Source organism: Sphingomonas sp. AC449 (assembly GCF_979253475.1).
Window position 1 is genome coordinate 20341 of record NZ_CEEDCZ010000010.1, and the last position, 22118, is coordinate 42458.

Consider the following 22118-nt stretch of genomic DNA (forward strand, 5'->3'; position numbering starts at 1 on the left):
GTCAGTCGCTGTCGAGATAGGCGGCGACCCAGACGAGCGGCGCGTTCCAGTTGATCGCCACCTCGTTCAGCGCATAGGCGTTGATGTCGTCCGCCCAGCAGCGTTGCGGCGCGCACCGGCCCTTCAGTGTCATGGCGACCGGATCGACCATCGCGCTGCTGTTGGGGCCGCCCGACACCACCCCCGGCGGCGGCGGTGGCGAGGATGCCGACAGCTGATGCGCCCAGAAGCGGTGATGCGGGTTGGTCAGCGGCTTCCAGCCGGTCCCCGAGACATAGGATTGGCCCAGCGGATTGCGGCCGAGGATATAATCGGCCGCATCGACGACGCCGGCGCGGTAGCGCGCATCGCCGGTGAAGCGCTGTGCGAGGCCAAGCAGCATCGCGCGGTTGAGGATGCTGGAATTTGAGCCCCAATTATAAGTTTGCGAGGCGTAGGGGATGCGGTAGCCGGTGCGCGCGGTTTCGGCGAGGAAGCCGTCGGCGGCGGCGACGATCGCTGCACGCGCACCGGCGCGGATCGTCGCGGGAACGCCGCTTGCGGTCGCGAGCGTGATCATGCCGAGCGGCGCGACGCTGGCCCAGCCGGGTTCGCCCATCGCGCCGGTCGGCAGCGCGGCGCGGTAGGCTGCATCGCCGGTCGTCGCGAACAGCTCGGCTGCAGCCCAGGCGCGTTCGTCGTCGAGCGTCTCGTCGCCATAGCCGCCGCTGCCGGTGAAGCCCTGCGCCGCGAAGATCGCGGGATTGCGCTCAGCCGCGGTCCAGGCGGCGCGCGCTGTGGCCAGGCACCGCGCGGCGAAGGCGGGATCGATCGGCCGCCAAAGCCGCGCGGCCTGCGCTGCAACCGCGGCCAGGTTCAGCGTCGCCGCGGTCGAGGGCGGGTAGAGGCGCCGCGGTTCCTTGTCGTCGGCCGGTGCGGTCGGCAATGTCGTCCAGCGCGCGTCGGCAACCTTGTAGTGCGCCATGCCGCCCGCATCGACTGGTGTAAGTGCAAGCCTGCCCGAGCGATCGTGCGGCCCGACGGGAAGCGCGACGCGGGTGCCCGTGGGGACCTGCATCCGCAGCATCCACTCGATCTCCCACCGCGCTTCGTCGAGCAGGTCGTCGCGGTGGTTGCCGGCTTCCGGCAGCCGCGCCTGACCGTCGGCGAACACGCGACGCGCAAGCCCGGTTTCGTAGAGATTCTGCAGCGTCCACACCGCGATGCCGCCGTTAACGACATATTTGCCGTGGTCGCCCGCGTCGTACCAGCCGCCGGTGACATTGAGCGTATAGGGACAGCGGGACCAGACATTGCCCTTCTCGTCCGCTCCCGAAAAACAGGCGGCTACCTCGCGCGGGTGTCCGGCCGCGCGCGCCCAGCGGGCACCGGCCCAGCGCGCGTCGATCGGCGTGCCGGCGCGCTGCTGGTAGAAGAAGTTGAGCGCGTTCAGCGCAAGCGGGGCGTAGACGTCGCGGCCGACGCGGAAGCGGCCGCTTTCGGTCCCGTCGACGCGCAGCCGGTAGTTGCCCGGGCGGGTGAGCGCGGTGAAGCGCGAGACATGGACATGATCGCCTGACGCCGCGTCGTCGCCGCCGACTGTGGTGCGCCCCGTCAGCACGGTCTTGCCGGCGTCGTCGACCACGACCCATTCGAGCGGCGACGTCGCCGCATCGGCGACGATCGCAAGCTTGGGGTCTTCCGGACGGAAGCCGAGCTGGTTGAGGTTGATGACGGCCGCGGCAAGGACAAGGGCAATGGGCATCAGATTGTCCTGTCCTGACCCAACCGTGCCAGCGCGTCGGCATGGGGGGGCATGTGCGTCAGCGAGGTGGCGACGACGCGTTCTATCTGAGCGAGACGCTTTGCCGCGATGGCGATCGGCAGCGCGTCGCAGATTGGGTCATGGCCGGTCACGGGTGCGTCCTGTCCGGTCAGCAGCGCGAGCCAGCTGACCTCGTTGAACAGCTCGTCCGCTTCGCGGAAGATGCGTCCGCCGGCGCGGAACAGCGCGAGCTTTTCGGCGAGGCCATCCGGGATCGGCGCCGCCGCGCGCTCGCGCCAGAAGGGTTCGGTACGGGCATTGAGGTGATAATGCGCGACGAGGAAGTCGCGGATCCGGACGAACTCGCCGGTCATCGTGCGGTTGTACCGGTCGACGATCGCCGGGGCAGGGGGACCGCCCGTCGGAAGCATCCGCAACAGATGCTGAAGCCCGCTCTGCACCAGATGGATGCTGGTCGATTCGAGTGGCTCCATGAACCCCGCCGCCAGGCCGAGCGCGATGCAGTTGCCGGTCCAGAACCGGGTCCGATGCCCGGTGGCGAAGCGGATCACGCGCGGGTCGGCCAATGCCTCACCCTGCAGCCCTGCGAGCAGCGTCGCGGTCGCCTCGTCGTCGCTGCAGTGGCGGCTGGAAAAGACATGCCCGTTGCCGGTGCGATGCTGCAGCGGGATACGCCAGCGCCAGCCGGCGGGTTCGGCGATCGCGCGCGTGAGTGCGAGCGGCGCGGCGTCGGCGGCCGAAGGGACCGCGACCGCACGATCGCACGGCAGCCACAGCGACCAGTCGGTCCAGCCCGCCTGCAGCGCGCCCTCGATCAGCAGCGCGCGAAACCCCGTGCAGTCGAGGAACAGGTCGCCCTCGATACGACTGCCGTCGGCGAGATGGACCGCGGCGATTGCGGCGGGGCCACGCTCGACGCGGTCGACCCGGCCCTCGCGTCGGACGACGCCGTGCGCCTCGGCCTGCGCGCGCAGGAACGCGGCGTAGCGGCCTGCGTCGAAATGATAGGCATAGCCGATCCGCGACAGCGGTGAATCGCCGTTCGCGATCGGGCGCGAGAAGCGGCCGGCTTCGGCGGCGCGGGCTTCGAGCGAATAGGCGCCGAGCGCTTCGGCGGCACCCGCCTGGCGCGCGCGCAGCCACTGCGCGGCGAACGGCACGCCGGCGATATCGGTCCCGATTTGGCCGAACGGATGGACATAGGATTCACCCGGGCGCGTCCAGCCCTCGAAGCGGATCCCGAGCTTGTAGCTGCCGCCGGTCGCGCGGAGGAAGGCGTCCTCGTCGATCCCGAGCATCGCGTGAAAGGTTCGGATTGGCGGGATCGTGGCCTCGCCGACGCCGACCGTGGCGATCTCGTCCGATTCCACGAGCGTCACGCGCGTCCCGGCCGGGCCCAGCAGTCGGCCGAGCGCGACCGCGGCCATCCAGCCCGCGGTGCCGCCGCCGACGATCACGACCGATCCGAGCGCGGCCGTCATGCGCGCACCCGCGTCGGGCAGGTTCGCGCGATATACTCCTCGTGCCGCGGCATTCGCGATGCGGCGTCGGCGAACATCGCGCGCAACCGGTTGAACCGCGCATCGACGTCACGCGCGTCGACCGCATCGGCGAGCCGGTCCCAGCCCTCGGGAACGATGCCCTGGCCCAGCAGCACCGCGACCCAGCTCGCCTCGGCGAACAGATCATCCTCCCAGCGGAACAGCCGTCCGCGGCGACGCCACAAGGCGATCTTCTCGCTCAGGCTGTCGGGGATCGGCCGCGCACGCATCTCGCGCCAGAACGGCGAATCCTCGCGGCGGGTCGCATGGTAATGGAGGATGAGGAAGTCGCGGACCTGGTCGAACTGCGTCGCTGCCAGCCGATTATAGGTGTCGATCTCGACCGGCGAGAAGCCCTGGTCGGGAAACAAAGCGAGCAGTTTCGAGATGCCGGTCTGGACCATGTGGATGCTGGTCGATTCGAGCGGTTCGGTAAAACCGGAGGCAAGGCCTAGCGCGACGACGTTGCCGATCCACTGCTTCCGCCGCCGTCCCGCGGTGAAGCGCAGCAGGCGTGGTTCGGCGAGCGGGGTGCCGTCGACCCCGGCGCGTAGCGTCGCTGCGGCCTCGTCGTCCGAACAATGCGCGCTGCTATAGACATAGCCGTTGCCGGTGCGGTGCTGCAGCGGGATGCGCCATTGCCAGCCGGCCTCGCGCGCGGTCGAGCGGGTATAGGGGGTGATCGCCGCGCCGGCGTTCGCGGTCGGCATCGCAACGGCCCGGTCGCACGGCAGCCAGTGCGTCCAGTCCTCATAGCCCGCGCCCAGCGTCTGCTCGATCAGCAGGCCGCGGAACCCCGAACAGTCGAGGAACAGGTCCCCTTCGATGACGCGGTCGCCGGCCAGCATGACGTGGCGGACATGGCCGGTCTCGCCGTCGAGCGCGACATCGACGACGTCGCCTTCGACGCGCACGACACCGTCGCGCTCGGCGCGGCCGCGCAGGAAGCGTGCATAGAGGCCCGCGTCGAAATGATAGGCGTGCGCCATCTGCGACAGCACCGACGCCGGGTCGGGCGAGGGGGGCATGAACCGTCCCGCGCGCGCGGCGACCGCGCACAGTGAATAGGCCTCGATATCCTCGACGACCCCGGCGGCGCGGCGGCGACGCCAATATTGGTGGAAGCGCACACCCTCGATGTCGAAACCGAACCCGCCAAAGGGGTGCAGATAGCGCTCGCCAGGCGCACCCCAGTCGACGAACTCGATCCCGAGCTTGAAGCTCCCCGCGGTCGCGGCGAGGAATTCGGCTTCGTCGATTCCCAGCATCGCGTTGAAGCCGCGGATCGGCGGGATCGTCGCTTCACCGACGCCGACGGTGCCGATCGCGTCGGACTCGATCAGGGTGATGCTCGCCCCGGTCGGGATCAGCCGGGCGAGCGCGGCCGCCGCCATCCAGCCGGCCGTACCGCCGCCGACGATGACGATGCGGCGGACGGGGGCGCCGATCGTCATGCGCGCGCCCGCAACGCGGCCATCGCCTGCGCATAAGGGGGAAGCGCGCGGACCTGCGCGATCATCCGCGCACGCTGCTCGGCCAGATGCCGCTCGATCGTCGCCAGCGGCACTATGTCCGCGCGCGCATCGTAACGGCGCGGCATCAGGCCCATCGCGTCGAACATCACCGCCCAATCCTCCTCCTCGAACACTTCGTCGTCATACATCGGCAACCGCCCGCGCGCCGCGAACAGATCGTATTTCGCGGCCAGTGGTCCGGGTAGCGATGCCGCGCGGCGGTCGTCCCACAGCGCGCCGGCGCGACCGGCCACGGCATAGTGCGCGATCAGGAAGTCGCGCGCGCCGTGTAACGCCGCGGCTGCGGTGCGGTTGAAGGCGGCGGCTTCGACGGGTGCCTGCGGTCCGTCGGGCCAGAGCTGGATCAGCTGCGCAAGCGACCGCAGCAGCAGCGTCAGTGCGGTCGGGTGCAGCGGTTCGAGCAGGCCCGCGGCGGCGCCCAGCGCGACGCAATTGCCCCGCCATGGCTCGATGCGGCGCGCCGCGCGGAACGGCTTGCCGGTTCCGCCAACGCTGCACGTCAGTCGCACATCCGCGCCGTCGAACGGCCAGGTCGCGGTCCACCCCGCGTCCTGCGCGTCTACCTGCGTATAGGGCGGGGGGGCGCCCTGCGCGGGCACCGTCTCGGCATGCGTGCGGTCGCAGGGCAACCAGCCGGACCAGTCCTCGGACGCGGGGCTGGTACGGCTGGCGATGCGCGCGTCGGTTCCCGAACAGTCGAGGACGAGCCAGGGTTCGATGCCGGTACCGTCCGCCAGTGTCAGCCTCTCGACGATGCCGTTCGCTGCGATCTCGGCATCGACGAACTCCGCGGACGCGCGTTCGGCCCCCGCCCGCAGCGCCGCCTCGCGGAGCAGCGCTTCATAGGGCGCGACGGGCAGATGCAGCGCATGCGCGATCGGCGCCCCGGGTGCGAACCGGCCCGCCTGCGCGGCGACCGCGGACAGCGCATGATCGGCCAGCCGGACCGGGTGCCCCGCCGCGCGCAGCCGTCCGACGAGCTGGTGAAACGCGATGCCTTCGAGCGGCGCACCGGTCTCGCCATAGGACAGGAACGCCGCCGCGCCGTCGGCCCGCCAGCCGCCGAACGCGACGCCCAGCGCATGGCCGCCGCCCGTCGTCCGGACCAACGTCGCCGCGTCGAGACCGAGCTCGGCGTGGAAGCCCGCGAGCGCGGGCGGCACCGCGATCACCGGCGCGAAATCGCCCAGGCCATCGTCGCCGGTGCCGTCGTCGATCACCACCACGCGGTAGGACTCGCGTGGCAAGCGCCGCGCCAGCGCCGCCGCGGCGATCCAGCCGCACAGGTTCGCGCCCAGCACAGCCACCGTAGCCGTCACGCGGCAGCCCCGATCCCTGCAAGATAGTCCGCATGCGTCGGCATCCCCTCGGCGGTGCGGCGGCAGGCGTCGGCGACGGCCGCGACACGCGCGCGCGAGTCCGCGGCGGGCAGTGCGGCGACGAGGGGGTGGATGCGTTCGGGCATGATTCGCTGGCCATAATAGACCGCGAGCCAGCTTGCGGGCAGGAACATGCCCTCACGATATTGTTCGACGATGCCGCGATCGCGAAAGGCGGCGATCTTGCCGGCCAGCGAGGGGGGCAGGTCCATCGTCCGCATGTGGCGCCAGAACGGCGTGTCGTCACGCTCGGTCGCGCAATAATGAAGAACCAGGAAGTCGCGGACGCGGTCATATTCCAGCGCCATCGCGCGGTTGAATTCCGCGGCATCCGCGGGGTCGAGCACGGCGTCGTTCGGGAACAGCTCGATCAGCTTGCCGATGGCCAGCTGGATCAGGTGGATGCTGGTCGATTCAAGCGGCTCGAGGAACCCCGCCGAGAGGCCGATCGCTACGCAATTGTCGATCCACTGGCGGTTCCGACGCCCGGTGCGGAATCGCAGCATCCGCGGCTCGGCCAGCGCCTCGCCCTCGAGATTGTCGAGCAGTACCGCGCGTGCGCGTTCCGGATCGGTGAAGCGGGTCGAGAAGACATGACCGTTCCCGGTGCGATGCTGCAGCGGGATCCGCCATTGCCAGCCGGCGTCGCGCGCGGTGGCGCGGGTATAGGGAACGAGGGGGCCGGTGTTCGCCGTCGGGACCGCCCATGCCGCGTCGCAGGGGAGCCAGTGCGCCCAATCCTCGTGTCCCGCCTTCAGGGCGCCTTCGATGAGCAGGGCGCGGAACCCCGAACAGTCGACGAACAGATCGCCCTCGATCCGCTGTCCGTCCGCCAGGCGAAGCGCCGCGATACCGCTCGGGCCCCGTTCGACGTCCTCGACGCGACCCTCGATCCGCGTGACGCCACGGGTTTCGGCATAGTCGCGCAGATACGCGGCATAGAGCCCGGCATCGAACTGATACGCATAGGAATAGGTCGACCCGACCGATCGCGGATCGTCGAGCGGCGGCGTGAACCGCCCGGCTCGTGCGGCAACGATCGGGAGCGAGCACGCGGCGAGTCCCGGCGTCTCATCCGGCTTGCCCCGGTTCGCGTGGAGCCAATGCTGATGGAACGGCAGCCCGTCGACGTCATGGCCGAAATCGCCGAACGGATGGATGTAACTGTCGCCGATCCGACCCCAATCGCAGAACTCGATGCCCAGCTTGAACGTCGCCTTGGTACGCCGGACGAAATCGGCTTCGTCGATACCCAATCTTTGATTGAAAAACCGAATGTGAGGGACCGTGGCCTCGCCGACACCAACCGTCCCGATCTCCTCGGACTCGACCAGCGTGATATCGGCCAGGCGTCCCGCTGCGCTCGCACCGGTCGTAAGGCCGAGCGTAGCCGCAGTCATCCAGCCTGCGGTACCGCCACCAACGATGACGATGCGTAGCCTTGCACGTCCGCTCAATCCCGCCTCCCGATATGTTGCATTCATACAACAAGCCTAGCAAAACATTAAAAAAATGTAAGATTCGCTCTAGGCCTTACTTCCTCCTATCGCTACCAAACATTGTAGAAAAACAGCGCCAGTTAATGATAGCGCTAACAAAAAGAGGGGATGTCGGGAGCAATGGCCAAGTTCGAGATCACACGCGTCGCGCGTCGGGGAACCCTCCTGAAAGGTGGTGCTTCACTGCTGGCGCTGTGCCTGGCCACTGCGCCGAATGGCGCTTTGGCCCAGCAGGCCGGTGCTACAGCTGACCAGGCGATGCCGACGCCGAACGCTGCAAAGCGTACCGCACCTTCTGAACGTGCTGCGGGAACGGTGGCCGGGGCGCCGCAAATGGGCGCGGCGCAGCCATCCGCGAACGGGCAGGTGCCCTCCGGCGGCGCCGAAGTGACGCAGGCCGAGCAGGCGACCGCGACGCCCCAGGACGAAGCCGCCGATCAGGACATCGTCGTCACCGGCATCCGCCAGAGCCTGCAGAGTGCGCAGGCGATCAAGCGCAATTCCGAAGTCGTGGGTGATTCGATCTCGTCCGAAGATATCGGTGCGCTGCCCGACCGTTCGGTCACCGAAGCGCTGCAGCGCGTGCCTGGCGTGTCGATCAGCCGCTTCTCGGCCGGCGCCGATCCCGATCACTTCGCGACCGAAGGTTCGGGCGTCACCGTCCGCGGCCTCAGCTACACGCGATCCGAGATCAACGGCCGCGATTCGTTCAGCGCGAACAACGGCCGCGGCTTGTCCTTCGCCGACGTGCCCGCCGAACTGCTTGGCGGCGTCGACGTGTTCAAGAGCCCGTCCGCCGACATGATCGAAGGCGGCATCGGCGGCTCGGTCAACCTGCGCACGCGCCTGCCGTTCGATTCCACCGGACTGGTGTTGGGCGGGACGCTCGAGAACAATTACGGCGATTTCGTCAAGAAGTCGGCGCCGACCGTCTCGGTTCTCGGCAGCAATCGCTGGGAAACTGGCATTGGCGACTTCGGCATTCTTGCCAGCTTCGTGCGTTCACAGGTCCGCAGCCGCGCCGACAGCGTGCAGATCTCGAACTGGGGCGAGCGTGTGATCGGCGCCGACGGCTCGCTGTTGCAGCCGGTCGATGCGACCACCGGCGTGGTCAACACCGGCCGCACCGTCTACGTGCCCCGCGGCGCGGCGATCCGCAGCCAGGAATTCAACCGAACGCGCTATGGCTATTCGGCCGCCGGCCAGTGGCGCAGCCCTGACAAGTCGATGACCGCGACCGCGCAATTCCTGCGGACCGACTCGCGCGAGGCATGGACGGAGAATTCGATCGAGGTCGCGACCGACAACGTGCTGACCGCGGGCGATTCCCAGCCCTTTCCCGGCACCAGCTTCACTTATGATGACGACAACGCCTTCACGAGCGGCTTGATCACCGGACCGAACGGCTATCGTGCGGACCAGGACCCGGCAAACGGCGGTGACCAGCGCACGCCGACCAACGGTCTTCAAAGCAACAATATTTCACGCGGCAATAATTCGCGATTCCGCACGAACGATGCGAGCTTCAATCTGAAGTGGCAGGCGACCAACCGGCTTGGCATCAATCTCGATTATCAGCATGTCTGGTCGCAGGTGAAGGTCACCGATCTGACCGTATGGGGCACGTCCTATCAGAATGCCGACATTCGGCTCGACGGTACCAACCCCGCCTATGTGAACTTCGTGCCCGTTACGAATACGCCGAACAACTACCAGAACGCGGCGCACCCGAGCTACCTCGACGCGTACAACAACTTCTATCGATCGGCGATGGACCATATTGAAGACAGCAAGGGCAACGAGGATGCAGCGCGCATCGACCTTGATTATTCCTTCCCTGAAGACAGCTGGCTGACCTCGGTTCGCGTCGGCTATCGCTTCGCCGACCGGCAAAACGAAGCCCGTTCAACCGGCTACAATTGGGGCGTGCTCAGCGAGATCTGGGGTGGCGGCAATAATCAAACCAATGCGGCCGCTCCGACCGGACCAGGTGGCCCTGTCTGGTTCGATCGCCCGATCGATGGCAATCCCGTCACGCGTAACGAGGGTAATCTCGGACCGCAGCAGGCGTTTCTGTACGACAATTTCTTCCGCGGCCAGGCGAACGATGCGTCGAACGGTGGGCGCGTGTTCGTACCGGGATCATTCCTCCAGAATTACGACACCGCGACTCAGGCGATCAGCCAGATCGCGCAGGAATGGCGCACCTTCACGAGCAACCTTTCGGGTGCCGAGGGTTGGGTCCCATTGGCCGGCCGTGCCGGCGTCATTGCCGGAACCCCGTTTCTGCCGGGCGAGATCAACCCGGTCAGCGAGCGCAATAATGCAGTCTACGCGATGGCGCGGTTCGGGAACGATCTGTCCAATGGGTGGAACCTGAGCGGTAATCTTGGCGTGCGCTACACCAAGACGCGACGTGTCTCCTCAGGGTTCTTCGCGTTCCCGCAGCAGGCGTTTAATTGCCCGGCGTTGACGCCGGAAGAGGTCGCCAATGGAGGTGTCCCGTCGCGGTTCTGCTCGTTGCCCCAGGCGGTGCGCGACTCCGCCGTTGCATTCCAGAACGGATCGCTGGCCCCGAATGACGCGCGGCTGACCTATGATTACTTCCTGCCGAGCTTCAATGTGAAGCTGGCGATGGGCGGCGGTTTGCAGTTTCGCGCGGCCTTCACCAAGAGCGTCGCACCGCCTGATTTCGGGCTGACGCGGTCGTTTTATAATATCAGCCTGAACACAAGCGATCAGACCATCGCATTCAACGGTTCGCCCATCGCGAATTTTCAGGTCGGCAACCCATATCTGAAGCCGGTCCGCGCCGACAATTACGACCTGACTGCGGAATGGTATTTTTCGAATGTCGGCCAGCTCACGCTGTCGCTCTTCAAGAAGGATCTGTACGGCGTACAGACCAACAGCCTGCAGCGGCAGAGCTTCACCAACAACGGCGCGACCTTCGATGGGATCATCACCACCCCGCTGAATTCGACCGAGACCGGTCGTGTAAAGGGCTTCGAGGTCGGATATCAGCAGACCTTCGACTTTCTACCCGGGGTGCTGAGCGGTTTCGGCCTCGCCGCGAACTTCACCTATGTGAAGTCGTCGGGAGTCTCGCAAGAAAACCTCGACGAGAACGATCCCAACGTCGCGGCTGGGATTATCTCTAACGTCGACACCAGCGGACTGCCGCTTCAAGGTTTGTCGAAATATCAATTTAATATCGCGCCCTTCTATCAGCGCAACGGTGTGGAAGTCCGTGCCGCCTATAATTGGCGGTCGAGGAATCTCCTGACGATCCGCGACGTGATCGCTCCGAACGCCCCGGTGTACGCGGAAAAATACGGGCAGCTTGACGCATCGATCTTCTATGCAGTGACACCGGCAATCAAGATGGGGTTCCAGGGCGTCAACCTGACCAACTCGATTACGCGAACATCGTACGTAATCAACGATGATCTGCTGACGCGGCCGCGCAACTGGTTCATCGCGGATCGCCGCTTCACCTTCTCCATTCGCGCGTCGTTCAGATAAGCGCGACAGGGTTGGTCGGTTCGGCCGACCCTCCCGATCAGCCTCCCGTTCTCCCCCTGGGCGCCGCGCGTTAACCGCGGCGCCCATTTTTTGTTATCGTGTCAGGCGCGGTGTGGGGCGGCGGCAAGCGCGGCGGCGATCGCCGTGTACATGGGTTTGGGCTTGAACGCGGCGTCATAGGGGCAGGGGCGGCGGCGTGGCTTGTCCTTGCGCGGCTCGAACCCTTCAATCCAGCTATAGCGATCGGTCATTCCCCACAGCAGCACGTCGCGAAGCTGCGGATAGGCGAGCATCACGTCGAGGTAGCCGCGCGTAAAATCCGCCACCGCTCGGTCGCGAACTGCAACGTCGGCGGGAAGCGAATTGTCGCGTACGTCGAGCTCGGTAATCACCAATCCATAGCCCATCGCGGTCACCTCATCGAGGAAGCGGCGCCACTCGCCCTCCAGCTCCGCGATCGTCGCACGCGCATCGATCCCTTGTGTGACCAGGTGCGACTGCACGCCTAGCGCATCGACCGGCACGCCCCGCGTCTTGAACCCTTCGAGCAGCTTGAGAACCCCTGCGCGGTGCGTGGCGTTGCCGGGCTCCCAGCTCATATAGTCGTTATAGACCAGTTGTGCCTGCGGCGCGGCGCGGCGCGCGGTGCGAAAGGCGAGGTCGAGCGTTGCCTCCGGGCTACCCATCGCCCGCGACAGCGCGGTCTGGTACAAGCTCGCATCCTTGGGATCGACCGCCTCGTTGACGACGTCGTAGCTCCTGATCCGGCTGCCGTAGCGGCCACACACGGTGCTGACATGATCGACCAGGAGGCGTTCGGCTGCACGCGCGGGGGTCGCACCAAAGTCGTGTGTTTCTTCCCAGCGCGGCATCCATTTCGGCTGATGCCACAACAGATTGTGCCCGCGGACCGGTAGCGCGTTGGCGTCCGCCCACGCCATCATCGCATCGAACCGCGCAAAGTCGAACTGGGTCGCACTCGGACGCAGCGCCTGCCACTTCATCTCGTTCTCGGCGACCAGCAGACTACAGTCGCGCATCAGCAGCGCGGCGTAGGCCGGGTTCGCAAACGAGCCGCGATCGGCACCCTGAGCGCCCCAGGCGAAACTCGATCCCATCCGCATGCCCTTCGCCGCAGCGAGCTGCTTCAGGCTCCTCGGTGCGACCTCGGGCTCGCTTGCAGCGCTGCCCCGTGCCCCCACTAATACGGCAAGACCTGCAAGCATCGACAGCCCGCTGCGACGTGTAATATCCACAAGGCATCCTCTCTTTTATGATAGCGCTAACGCTGGCGATTTCTTGGGATGAGGTCAATCCGGACGCGGCAGCGTACCATGCAGACCTACGACGTGCAGGCCATTGTTAACGGGCCTGAAACGGCATTACTCTTTCGACGTACGCAAGTGGTCAGGGGGCAACGGGATGATTGTGGCATTTGCGGTGGCGGCTGCCGTCTCGACGGTAAGCTATAGCCCGGTCGGCAAATGGACAATGGACTACCAGCAGGACCTCTGTCTGCTGACGCGGCCGTATGAATCGAACGGGACCAAAGTCACCCTTGGGTTCAGGCAGGCTCCGGGCGATTTCCAGACCGAGGTCATTATATTGTCTGCCGACAGTCCGGACGAAGCGCTCAGGGGTGGTGGCGTTATCATGCGTCCCGACCCCGCTACAACGATAATAAGCATGGGCGTCAGCCTCAGGATTCCCGGGGGTCGTAAGCGGGTGTTGCGGTTCATGGCGCCACATGCGCAAATCGTCGGGTTGGGATCGCAGGTCGGGCTGACGATCGAAGAACTGGGTCAGGGCGCGATGACGTTCCCCCTCGACCGCGCGGATAAGGCGCTGCGCGCGCTCGTGACCTGCGAAACCGATCAGATCAGATCATGGGGTGTCGACCTGTCGCAGATGGCGGTGACGGCCAAGCCAATCGGCGATGTCACGAAATGGTTCGTCTTCCCACTCCAGGCTGCGCACAACCGGCAGGATGGCGACACCACCGTCCGCTGGAGCATCGACACGAAGGGCAGGGTGGACGGTTGCACGATCGTGCGTTCGAGCGGCAATCCGGTTCTGGACAGTTCCGCCTGCAAGCAGATCATCAAGCGTGGCAAATACCAGCCGGCGATCGGTAAGGACGGCAAGCCGATGCGCTCGCTCGAGACGCGGTTGCTGATCTGGTCGTTGGGCGGGTGGCCAAGCCAACGGCGTTAATTCGCACGTTCATACACTTGCGGAGATCGCCGCTCAGCCGCACTGGCCGAACGGCAGATCCTCACGAGCTAGGCTGCCGCACCCGCAGACCCGAGCGCATCTTGTGGAGAGCAGTTCGCGTTAGACTGACAGCACCGCCACCACCCCTTGGATTTACACCCAAAGTTCCGATTAGGTCGTTGGGTTCCCATAACCGCTCCCCGAAAGTGCGCGTGCTTGGAGCCGAACGCCGCCGCACGGTTTCCGCACAAATCGCTGGCCGTGGTTTATGCCGCGTTAAGCCGCACCCTAATATTGCGGACTGCCTTTGCTTGCAGCTGAATGGCAAAAGTGGTGGAAAGCGGAACGGCCGCTTACGGGCGGGCAATCACGCTAAGCCGCCGTTTGTTCAGGTGATAGGGAAGCGGCCTCTTCCGCCCGCATGTGGTGGAAGGCTGCCTGTCCGCTTTCGGGCGCCCGTCTGCCCGCATCGCCGGCGCGCTCACAGATCTGAAATGGGCGGATTGCGTCACCCGCATGCGCGTGCCGCACAGACTGGCAACAAGCTCGACGTACGTTCCGTCCGGAATGTCGCGAACGATTGGGCTTTCGGTGGCTTTCACACGCCTCTGATTAAAGGCAAAAGGTGAAAGCATCCTATCCGAACGCGCTCGAGGACACAGGTGGGTCTGCGTAAAACGCCCCTAGATGGAGCGGTCAAAGTTGTAAGGCCCACCGCTCATCGTGGACGTGTTTCCACGGATGCTGGGGCGGGCACATTCGGCTGCGTTGCTTTGGCATTGCAGGATGAATTGTCGTGGAACGCCTGGTCAGTTGGTTCGCTAAGATCGACCCTTATACACCTACCGACGAACTGAAAGTTCCGCATGCTCAACGGACTCAGCCTGCCAATTTTGCTCGCGATCTTTGCCGCTTGCGCGGGCGTAATCTGGAACGCCGGGGTGAAGCTCGCCGACACGACGGACATCCTGTCCTCGCGCCTTCACCTAGGCAAGGCGCTTGGCGGCGTCATCGTCCTTGCGGTCGCCACCAACTTACCAGAGGTCGCGATCACCGTCAGTGCGGCGCTGGCGGGCAACTTGGGCGTAGCGGTTGGCAACATACTGGGTGGTATCGCCATCCAGACTGTCGTTCTTGTAGCCATGGACATCGCCATGAAGGAAAAGGTGCCTCTGACCTACCGCGCCGCCAGCCTCACGTTGGTCGTGGAGGCGGTGCTCGTCGTGGCAGTCTTGACCGTGTCGATCATGGCGACACAGCTCCCCGGCACGCTCATCGCTGCACGCCTGACCCCCGGGGCGGTGTTGATCGCCATTTTATGGGTGGTTGGCGTGTGGCTTTCCAGCAAAGCCAGCAAGGGGTTGCCGTGGCACGATACGAGCGGCACCGCTCCCGATGGACAGGAGGAACCCAAGGGGCATTCGCAAGCGAAGAAAAACGATGCGTCTGCGCAGCAGGGAGAGAGCACGGTCCGCCTGGCAGCCATTTTCGGTGGGGCTGCACTCGCGACCCTCGCAGCCGGTGTGCTGCTGGAGCGGAGTGGCGATGCAATTGCCCAACACATCGGGCTCAGTGGGGTCCTGTTCGGTGCAACGGTTCTCGCAGCCGCCACGTCGCTGCCCGAGCTTTCGACCGGCATCACCTCGGTGCGCATGAAGGACTATCAGCTCGCCGTTAGCGACATCTTTGGAGGAAACGCCTTCCTACCGGTGCTCTTCCTCCTTGCCGTCGTCATCTCCGGCAAGGCGGTGCTTCCTGATGCCCAGGCAAGTGACATCTACCTTGCAGGCCTTGGGGTGCTGCTGACCAGTGTCTACGCGGCAGGCCTCATTTTCCGCCCCAAGCGGCAGGTCTGGCGGATGGGGATCGACTCCTTCACCGTGCTCATCCTTTATGCTCTCGGTGTGGGCGGCCTGTTGGCCATATCTAACATTCACGGCGGTTAGGTCACTATGGATGCGACTGCGGAAGTCAGCTTGACCGGTAGGTGTTGTGTCATCGCCCAACAGCCAGAATCCGAGTCGTCGGTTCCGTGCGTGGGCCGTCCTTTCAGCGAAAAAGAACTAGGGGTCAAACCTATGCGCTCCGAACACTACCCCTTAGGAAGCAGCGATGGATGAGTTTGCGCGCATGATGAGTATGGAAGGGGTGCGTCCTCTTGATTCCTCCGGGAACAAATTTCGTCGTGTCGTCAAACGGCCGTCTCCAGTTCCCAATCAACCCTCAGGACCCTCCCTGGAATTGGAGCCGTGCGGCCATGCATGGGTTGCCGGAAAACGTGCGCGCACAGCGCTTGAGACAGCTCTGGAGCGCCTTGCCAGCGAGATCCGCATTGGACGACGTGGCTGGGCAACCGGTATTCTACAGGATGGCAGGACGGTTACATTGCCGGCTTCGTCAGGAGCGGCATCTTTGCTCGGCACCGCAGATCGTCAATCGTTGCGCCTTATGATTGTCGGGGGTGAGGGCTGGACCTTCGTCATGCATCCATTGATGGGGGTCGCGACGCTCGATGACGATCCTGCTTAGTCCGAATGATCGAGCGTCCGGACACGGGACGCCGTGGAGCGGCCCGAACATCGAGAACCGGGTCGAGCTCCGAGCGGGCTCCGGGGGCGGCGGTATGGCACCGGGCAAGCAGGCGGGCCCGTAAGATTACAGCGATGTAATGTTCGCAACAGGCGGCGGTCATCGTCCGGTTCCAAAGAGAGCATATGCTCGCAGGACAAGGACAAAGACCGTGATACTTAACCGTCGCATGACCGTACGCCCGGTGATCGCTGCCGTCGCTCTGGGAACCACGGCACTCGTCGGTGTCGCGGGCGGGGCGATTGCCGCGGATGACGGTCGCACCAGCATCGCCGAGCGGTTCACGGCACCCGGGCCCGCTGCTGTCGCGTCGACAGGGGTGCATGCCTCGCTATCAGATATGGTCGAAGCCGTTGGACCAAGCGTTGTTCAGATACAGGTCAAGCCCGCATCAACTCAAGAGCAGCAGTTCGAGCCGACGCAGTTCGGATCGGAGGAGAGCGAACTGGCTGATAGACTGGGTCAGCTGTTCGGCTTCGGCATGCAGGATCGCGGTGGGCAATCCGGGGCGCCACAACAGCAAGGCCCGCAGCGGGGATCGCTTGGCTCGGGGTTCATCGTCGATGCATCCGGGATCGTCATCACGAACAACCATGTCGTCAACGGTGCCGACCGCGTTACCGTCCAGATGTCGGACGGCCGCGAATTCTCCGGCCGCGTCCTGGGTCGTGACCCCAAGATCGATGTCGCCGTGGTCAAGATCGACGGGCACGGTAAGTTCACCCCGATCAAATGGGGCGACAGCGACCATATCCGCGTCGGAGACAGTGTGTTTGCCGTTGGCAGTCCGTTCGGCCTTGGAAACACCGTGACATCGGGCATCGTATCGGCCCGTGGGCGGGCAATCGGGGCGGGGCCTTACGACGATTTTCTGCAGGTCGATGCCGCAATCAACAGCGGCAATTCGGGCGGTCCGCTGTTTGATAGTGCAGGTCGGGTCGTCGGGGTGAACACCGCGATCTTTTCTCCGACTGGCGGTAATGTTGGGATCGGGTTTGCGATACCGGCCGCCATGGCGCGGAAGGTCGCGCTTCAGATCGCGCAAACCGGCCATGTGTCGCGTGGCAGGATCGGTGTCTCGTTGCAGGATCTGACACCGGAGATTGCCAGCGCGATGGGCTCGAACGCCACCAACGGCGCGTTGATCGCCGAGGTTGAAGATGGCGGGGCAGCCGCGCTGTCCGGCCTGCAACGCGGCGACGTCGTTCGGCGCTTCGGATCCAGGCCGGTCGAGAACGGGCGCGACCTTGCCCGCGCCGTAGCGGAGGCTCGGATTGGTTCGATCGTTCCCACACAGGTGCTGCGTGACGGCCGCCAGGTTTCCCTGAACCTGCGCATCGCAAGCGAACCGATAGGCCAGTCTTGAGCCCATGGAACCGGGGGGCGATACACGCGTCCGCTCCTTGACACCTTGAATGGAACGGTCCGACCTTGAAGCTGCTCCTGATCGAAGACGATGCACAGACTGCAGACTATGTTCGTCGCGGGCTGGTAGAGCTTGGCCACGTGTCCGATTACGCCGCTACCGGCATCGACGGCCTTACCGCCGCAATCGTTGGCCGATATGACGCGATCATTCTTGACCGGAACCTGCCCGAGCTCGATGGACTGTCGGTGCTGAAGGCATTGCGTGCGAAAGGTGATCGGACGCCGGTACTGCTTCTATCGGCACTCGGGCAGGTGGACGACAGGATCGCGGGCCTTCAGGCGGGCAGTGACGATTATTTGGCCAAGCCCTTCTCATTTGGCGAACTCGTTGCACGCCTGGAGGCGATAGTTCGTCGACTCAGCGACACCGACACGGCGCTAGGCACCCGCGAGACGGGTTCGTTGACGCTCGACTTGCTCGGCCGCACAGCCACACGCAACGGCAGGCGTATCGACCTGCTCAACAAGGAGTATCAGCTGCTTGACTATCTGACCCGCCATGCCGGGCAGGTGGTGACACGCACGATGCTGATCGAGGCGATCTGGGATTACAACTTCGATCCGGGGACGAACGTCGTCGACGTCCATGTCAGCCGGCTGCGCGCCAAGATCGACGGTTTGGATGACGTTCCGATGATCCGAACCGTCCGCGGCTCGGGCTATCGGCTGGATGCCGTCTGACGATGCGCTGGCCCTCGACAGCCGCGCTGCGGGGTGCACTCTGGATCACGCTGATTGCGCTGATCGCGACGGGGATCGCCCTGAGCGTGCAATATGTCCAGACGGTACGCCTGCTCGACGACCGCGCGCAGGCAGTGGTCGACGACGAAGCGGCAGGGCTTATTGAGCGGTATCAGAGCGAGGGGCCATTTGCCGTCGCACAGTCCGTGTCCCGTGCGGTCGCGCGCCCGCGCGTTACAGACTTCATCTATCTCATGACCGACGCTTCGGGCCAGCCGGTCGCGGGAAACCTGGCAAAATGGCCCAGTGAAATCGACCGTACTGGGTATCGTACGTTCGATACGCAGGTCGCGACGACGCGGGGCACGGTCATCGAGCGACAGGTCGCCGCGCGGACGGTGCTTCTCGGCAACGACTATCGACTGCTCGTCGGCAGTCTCTCGGATGATCGACGCCTGCTGCGCGATCGCTATATTTCCGCACTTGCCTGGTCGCTGATGGCTACCGGAGTGATCGGCCTGCTCTTCGGCTTCTGGTACAGTCGGCGCGGGCTCGCCTTCCTCGATGCGGCCAGCACCGCCGGCGACCGGTTTCGCGCCGGGCATCTGGACGAGCGTTTGCCCGTGGCAGGGCGGGGCGATGAATATGACCGCCTGGCAGCGACTCTGAACCATAGTTTCGCGGAGATCGAACGCCTCGTGGATTCGCTGCGAACCGCGACCGATGCGCTTGCTCATGATCTGAAGACGCCGCTGACGCGGATCCGGTCGCGGCTCGAACTTGCGGCCCTTGGCGGGGATCAAAATAATGCGACGTCGGATATGCGCGGAGATCTCGATGCCTTGCTCCGGACGATCGACGACACGCTACGACTGGCTAGAGCAGAAACGACGATGGCCAAGGAGTTTGTTCCCGTTGATTTGGCGGCAATCGTCGGCGAGGCCGTTGAACTGTTCGAACCCGTAGCAGAAGATAGGGGCCTCCTATTGAGTGCCGAAGTATCGCCGGCAATAGTCAGTGGTGTGCGATCGCTTCTTGGACAACTCGTCACGAACGTGATCGACAATGCGATCAAATATACGCCCCCAGGTGGTCTCGTGTCAGTCAGTCTCGACCACCGTCGTGACGGGCTGTGGTTGATCGTGTCCGACACTGGGCCGGGGATAAACCCGGATCAACGCGAGCATGCGTTGTCCCGGTTTGTCAGGCTCGACGCTAGTCGTAGTTCTGAAGGCAGTGGCCTTGGACTTAATATCGCGCTCGTTTCCGCAAGGGTTCACGGCGCCCGCCTTGCTTTAGCCGACAACACCCCGGGATTAAGAGTAGAAGTTCACTTCCCGAACGCAATGTGAGGTCGTGTGACTGTAGGGCCGCTAAGCCACTGCATAATTGCATGATTGCCCCTGGAACGGCACATACATTAATCAAATAGGCTTTTGGGATAGAAGGTCCGAGCTTTCTGCGGCTGTCTCGAAATCAGCTTAAAAACGGCGAAAACGGAAAAGGGCGCCCAATGTTACTTGGACGCCCCTCCAGAGCGAGCTGTGCTTGGGAGCGGCTCGTCCTGTCTCACAAAATTACATGCCGTTCGACAGGTTGGTGTCGGGGTCATTCGTTCGCATGTCTTCAGCCTGGTTTTGACCGGTTGCACGAACGGCATCGGCCTTGTTCTCCAGGCGATCCTCAACGGCTTCGTTATCGATCCGGTCGGCAGCATCCTCGAGATTATCCGCAACCGCTTCGGTGTTGGATTCGATCTTGTCCGCGGCCTGTTCGCGTGGGCTGGAATTGCACGCCGAAAGAGAAGCGAGCCCTGCTGCAATCGCGATTACGAATGTCTTTTTCATTTTATTATCCCCTGTTTTTGACCGCGTGTTCTTGTGGCGTAATCGCTGACACGTGGCTTTGTTCCTGTTCATCAGGCACTTCACCTCGTCATCATGACGCCAGCAGCTTGGCGATCCAACGGCTGCGATCGAACTGCCCGCAGATCATCACGATCGCAGCGGTCAGCGGCACCGCGATCAGTGCTCCGGCGATGCCCCATACCCAGCTCCAGAACGTCATCGCGACGATGATCGCCAGCGGCGACAGCGACAGCTGCTTGCCCTGCAGGATCGGGTAGACGACGTTGCTGATCGTCATCTGCAGAACAACGAACCCTGCGAACACCAGCAACGGCATCTGCCACCCGCCGAACTGGATGAACGCGAAGAGCACAGGCGGGACGATGCCGACGATGTTGCCGATGACGGGGACGAAGTTGAGCAGGAAGTTCAGGATACCCCAGACCAGCACCAGCTCGAGCCCCGTCATCCATGACCATAAAGACGATGCGACGCCGGTCAGGATGCTGGTCGCAAGCGTGGTGCCGAGATAGCGGCGGATCTGACCGGAAATCTCCTCGCCGACTTCGAGCATGTCGCGTCGCGCACCGCCCTCGAACATCTCGTACAGCTTGCGCCGAAGCCGTGGCACTTCAGGCATGCCGAGCATCACCACGATCCCGATGAAGCCGACATAGGTCACGAACGCGTAGACGCCGCTCGCCAGCATCTGGACCAGCACCGTGATCCGCTGCCGGTTGATCGTCCCGGCGATCGGCACGCCGCGATCCGCCGCCCAAGTGGCGAGGTGGTTATAACCGCGCTCGAGACCTGCCCATTGCGACGCAACCGCGCCGATCAGCTGACCGACCGACAGGTACACCGCCGCGGCGAACGCGCCGAGGATCGTGACCAGCGACAGGAGGGTCAGCGTATAGGCGATCCAGGAGGGCATGAACCGCGCCAGCCAGCGTTTTAGCGGCCAAAGCGCGGCGACGATGATCGCGGCAAAGGCGATCGGCATGATGACAGCAAAGCCGATGCGCAGCGCGGCAATCAGTAGGATCGCGGTGATGATGCCGAGCAGGCGGTTTCGATAGCGGTCCTGCACGGGGATGTCGGTCATTCGGCACGTTCCTTTATATGTTCGCCGGCATGGCGCAGGGCTTCGGCATTTAGCCGCGCGCCAAGCAGGAGGGCCCAGGCCGACACCATCAGCCAGAGCATCAGCACCACGACCGCGGACAGCGAGCCATAGGTGTCGTCGAAGCGCGCGAACTGCGCGACATAGGCGCGAAACATCATCGTCGCGGTCAGCCACAGGGCGACGCCAGCGATCGTGCCGGGCAGGGCGCTGCGCCACGGGATCGCCTCCGACGCCGGGGCGTAGCGATAGAGGACGATAAGGCCGCCACCCGCACCGACGGTCAATGAGCCGAACAGCGTGATCGCCGACGCCAGCCGGGCACCCGGCAGCCCGTCGGGAACATAGCTCTGCAGGAACGTGAGGACCGACAGCGATACGAGCGCCGTTAGCACGAGCGCGGCGCATCCCAGTACCACAACCGTCGACACCAGTTGACGGCGCAGACCCCTTCGTTCGCGTTCGATCAGATAGGCGAGATTGATCCCGTGGAGCAGCGACCGTCCCGCACGACGCGCGCTGAACAGTGCGATGCCGAGCGACACAATCAGGGTAACGATTCCACCGCGACCGCTGGCAAGCCCGCGGTTCAGGTTCGCGGCTACCAAATGCTGCGCACTGACCGGCAGGATGGCGACAATCTTGTACATATTGTCGGCGACCGCGGTTGGTGGAACCACCATGCCGTAAACGCCCGCAATGACGCCCGCTAGCGGGATCATCGCTAGAAAAGCGGCAAAAGCAATCGAACTCGCCGCGATGCCGAAATCGTCACGGAACGCGCTACGGACCGTTCGGGCCGATAACACAGCCCACAACCCGATCCGACCAAACGCTTGGGTAGACATCTTGAAGCGCAGCAGACGAACACGGGCACGAAGGGCTTGGCCACCCTTCCAGTCCGTGGCCATCATGGGTCGGTATTTCCCGTCCACGGATCAGCCGTGAAGCCGCGACAGGAAAGATCGATCACGGTCAGCTCCACGTTGTTC

At 64.4% G+C, this 22118-nt stretch carries 16 protein-coding genes; 7 read left to right on the forward strand and 9 right to left on the reverse strand.

What is annotated here, in order from left to right:
* Position 1: 1 nt before the first annotated feature.
* From AC0CH3_RS14775 to AC0CH3_RS14795, 5 genes are read right to left on the reverse strand one after another with little or no spacing between them, the layout of a single operon-like run.
* Positions 2-1744 (reverse strand): glycoside hydrolase family 9 protein, encoded by a 1743-nt coding sequence (locus tag AC0CH3_RS14775; protein ID WP_056024975.1) that lies wholly within the window; start codon positions 1742-1744, stop codon positions 2-4.
* The gene (locus AC0CH3_RS14780) at positions 1744-3246 is read right to left on the reverse strand and encodes a tryptophan halogenase family protein (RefSeq protein WP_354304349.1); all 1503 of its coding nucleotides are present in this window, start codon (positions 3244-3246) and stop codon (positions 1744-1746) included. The genes AC0CH3_RS14775 and AC0CH3_RS14780 overlap by 1 nt, the downstream gene beginning before the upstream one ends.
* Positions 3243-4760: a tryptophan halogenase family protein gene (locus AC0CH3_RS14785; protein ID WP_354304347.1), complete on the reverse strand. Its 1518-nt coding sequence runs from the start codon at positions 4758-4760 to the stop codon at positions 3243-3245. Before AC0CH3_RS14785 ends, AC0CH3_RS14780 begins: the two co-directional genes overlap by 4 nt.
* On the reverse strand, positions 4757-6160 hold the full coding sequence (locus tag AC0CH3_RS14790; protein WP_082446267.1) for a tryptophan 7-halogenase: 1404 nt from the start codon (positions 6158-6160) through the stop codon (positions 4757-4759). Before AC0CH3_RS14790 ends, AC0CH3_RS14785 begins: the two co-directional genes overlap by 4 nt.
* Positions 6157-7677, reverse strand: coding sequence for a tryptophan halogenase family protein (locus AC0CH3_RS14795; RefSeq protein WP_465238024.1), 1521 nt, complete (start codon positions 7675-7677; stop codon positions 6157-6159). Before AC0CH3_RS14795 ends, AC0CH3_RS14790 begins: the two co-directional genes overlap by 4 nt.
* 300 nt (positions 7678-7977) lie before the next feature.
* Between AC0CH3_RS14795 and AC0CH3_RS14800 the strand changes: the two genes are divergently transcribed.
* Entirely contained in the window at positions 7978-11244 is a 3267-nt protein-coding gene (locus AC0CH3_RS14800) for a TonB-dependent receptor (RefSeq protein ID WP_235532444.1), read from the forward strand.
* A 101-nt stretch (positions 11245-11345) separates the two neighbouring features.
* Here AC0CH3_RS14800 and AC0CH3_RS14805 read toward each other — a convergent pair whose 3' ends face one another.
* Positions 11346-12500: an endo-1,4-beta-xylanase gene (locus tag AC0CH3_RS14805; protein WP_443024788.1), complete on the reverse strand. Its 1155-nt coding sequence runs from the start codon at positions 12498-12500 to the stop codon at positions 11346-11348.
* A 166-nt stretch (positions 12501-12666) separates the two neighbouring features.
* On the opposite strand from AC0CH3_RS14805, the gene AC0CH3_RS14810 reads away from it, so the two are divergent.
* The 6 genes from AC0CH3_RS14810 to AC0CH3_RS14835 all read left to right on the forward strand — a co-directional run bounded on the left by AC0CH3_RS14810 (position 12667) and on the right by AC0CH3_RS14835 (position 19508).
* The gene (locus tag AC0CH3_RS14810) at positions 12667-13458 is read left to right on the forward strand and encodes an energy transducer TonB (protein WP_082446269.1); all 792 of its coding nucleotides are present in this window, start codon (positions 12667-12669) and stop codon (positions 13456-13458) included.
* Positions 13459-14324: 866 nt separating this feature from the next.
* The gene (locus AC0CH3_RS14815; protein WP_465238025.1) at positions 14325-15404 is read left to right on the forward strand and encodes a sodium:calcium antiporter; all 1080 of its coding nucleotides are present in this window, start codon (positions 14325-14327) and stop codon (positions 15402-15404) included.
* A gap of 166 nt (positions 15405-15570) precedes the next feature.
* Complete coding sequence (locus AC0CH3_RS14820) at positions 15571-15987, forward strand: hypothetical protein (RefSeq protein ID WP_156350662.1); 417 nt, start codon at positions 15571-15573, stop codon at positions 15985-15987.
* Positions 15988-16216: 229 nt separating this feature from the next.
* Entirely contained in the window at positions 16217-17413 is a 1197-nt protein-coding gene (locus tag AC0CH3_RS14825) for a trypsin-like peptidase domain-containing protein (RefSeq protein ID WP_056025019.1), read from the forward strand.
* Between the two features lie 65 nt (positions 17414-17478).
* On the forward strand, positions 17479-18156 hold the full coding sequence (locus AC0CH3_RS14830; RefSeq protein WP_354304343.1) for a response regulator transcription factor: 678 nt from the start codon (positions 17479-17481) through the stop codon (positions 18154-18156).
* Positions 18157-18158: 2 nt separating this feature from the next.
* Positions 18159-19508, forward strand: coding sequence for a sensor histidine kinase (locus tag AC0CH3_RS14835; protein ID WP_056025024.1), 1350 nt, complete (start codon positions 18159-18161; stop codon positions 19506-19508).
* 225 nt (positions 19509-19733) lie between these two features.
* Here AC0CH3_RS14835 and AC0CH3_RS14840 read toward each other — a convergent pair whose 3' ends face one another.
* The 3 genes from AC0CH3_RS14840 to AC0CH3_RS14850 all read right to left on the reverse strand — a co-directional run bounded on the left by AC0CH3_RS14840 (position 19734) and on the right by AC0CH3_RS14850 (position 22040).
* The gene (locus AC0CH3_RS14840) at positions 19734-20003 is read right to left on the reverse strand and encodes a hypothetical protein (protein WP_056025026.1); all 270 of its coding nucleotides are present in this window, start codon (positions 20001-20003) and stop codon (positions 19734-19736) included.
* Positions 20004-20094: 91 nt separating this feature from the next.
* Entirely contained in the window at positions 20095-21108 is a 1014-nt protein-coding gene (locus AC0CH3_RS14845) for an AI-2E family transporter (RefSeq protein WP_056025028.1), read from the reverse strand.
* The gene (locus AC0CH3_RS14850) at positions 21105-22040 is read right to left on the reverse strand and encodes a YihY/virulence factor BrkB family protein (RefSeq protein ID WP_082446275.1); all 936 of its coding nucleotides are present in this window, start codon (positions 22038-22040) and stop codon (positions 21105-21107) included. The genes AC0CH3_RS14845 and AC0CH3_RS14850 overlap by 4 nt, the downstream gene beginning before the upstream one ends.
* Between the last annotated feature and the right edge of the window lie 78 nt (positions 22041-22118).

What these genes read in the sequence shown, in the direction of transcription:
- AC0CH3_RS14775 (WP_056024975.1), bottom strand. Translation starts at nt 1,744, where the DNA reads ATGCCCATTGCCCTTGTCCTTGCCGCGGCCGTCATCAACCTCAACCAG.
- AC0CH3_RS14785 (WP_354304347.1), bottom strand. Translation starts at nt 4,760, where the DNA reads ATGACGATCGGCGCCCCCGTCCGCCGCATCGTCATCGTCGGCGGCGGT.
- AC0CH3_RS14845 (WP_056025028.1), bottom strand. Translation starts at nt 21,108, where the DNA reads ATGACCGACATCCCCGTGCAGGACCGCTATCGAAACCGCCTGCTCGGC.
- AC0CH3_RS14820 (WP_156350662.1), top strand. Translation starts at nt 15,571, where the DNA reads ATGGATGAGTTTGCGCGCATGATGAGTATGGAAGGGGTGCGTCCTCTT.
- AC0CH3_RS14835 (WP_056025024.1), top strand. Translation starts at nt 18,159, where the DNA reads ATGCGCTGGCCCTCGACAGCCGCGCTGCGGGGTGCACTCTGGATCACG.
- AC0CH3_RS14800 (WP_235532444.1), top strand. Translation starts at nt 7,978, where the DNA reads ATGCCGACGCCGAACGCTGCAAAGCGTACCGCACCTTCTGAACGTGCT.
- AC0CH3_RS14840 (WP_056025026.1), bottom strand. Translation starts at nt 20,003, where the DNA reads ATGAAAAAGACATTCGTAATCGCGATTGCAGCAGGGCTCGCTTCTCTT.
- AC0CH3_RS14810 (WP_082446269.1), top strand. Translation starts at nt 12,667, where the DNA reads ATGATTGTGGCATTTGCGGTGGCGGCTGCCGTCTCGACGGTAAGCTAT.
- AC0CH3_RS14850 (WP_082446275.1), bottom strand. Translation starts at nt 22,040, where the DNA reads ATGATGGCCACGGACTGGAAGGGTGGCCAAGCCCTTCGTGCCCGTGTT.
- AC0CH3_RS14780 (WP_354304349.1), bottom strand. Translation starts at nt 3,246, where the DNA reads ATGACGGCCGCGCTCGGATCGGTCGTGATCGTCGGCGGCGGCACCGCG.
- AC0CH3_RS14825 (WP_056025019.1), top strand. Translation starts at nt 16,217, where the DNA reads ATGACCGTACGCCCGGTGATCGCTGCCGTCGCTCTGGGAACCACGGCA.
- AC0CH3_RS14815 (WP_465238025.1), top strand. Translation starts at nt 14,325, where the DNA reads ATGCTCAACGGACTCAGCCTGCCAATTTTGCTCGCGATCTTTGCCGCT.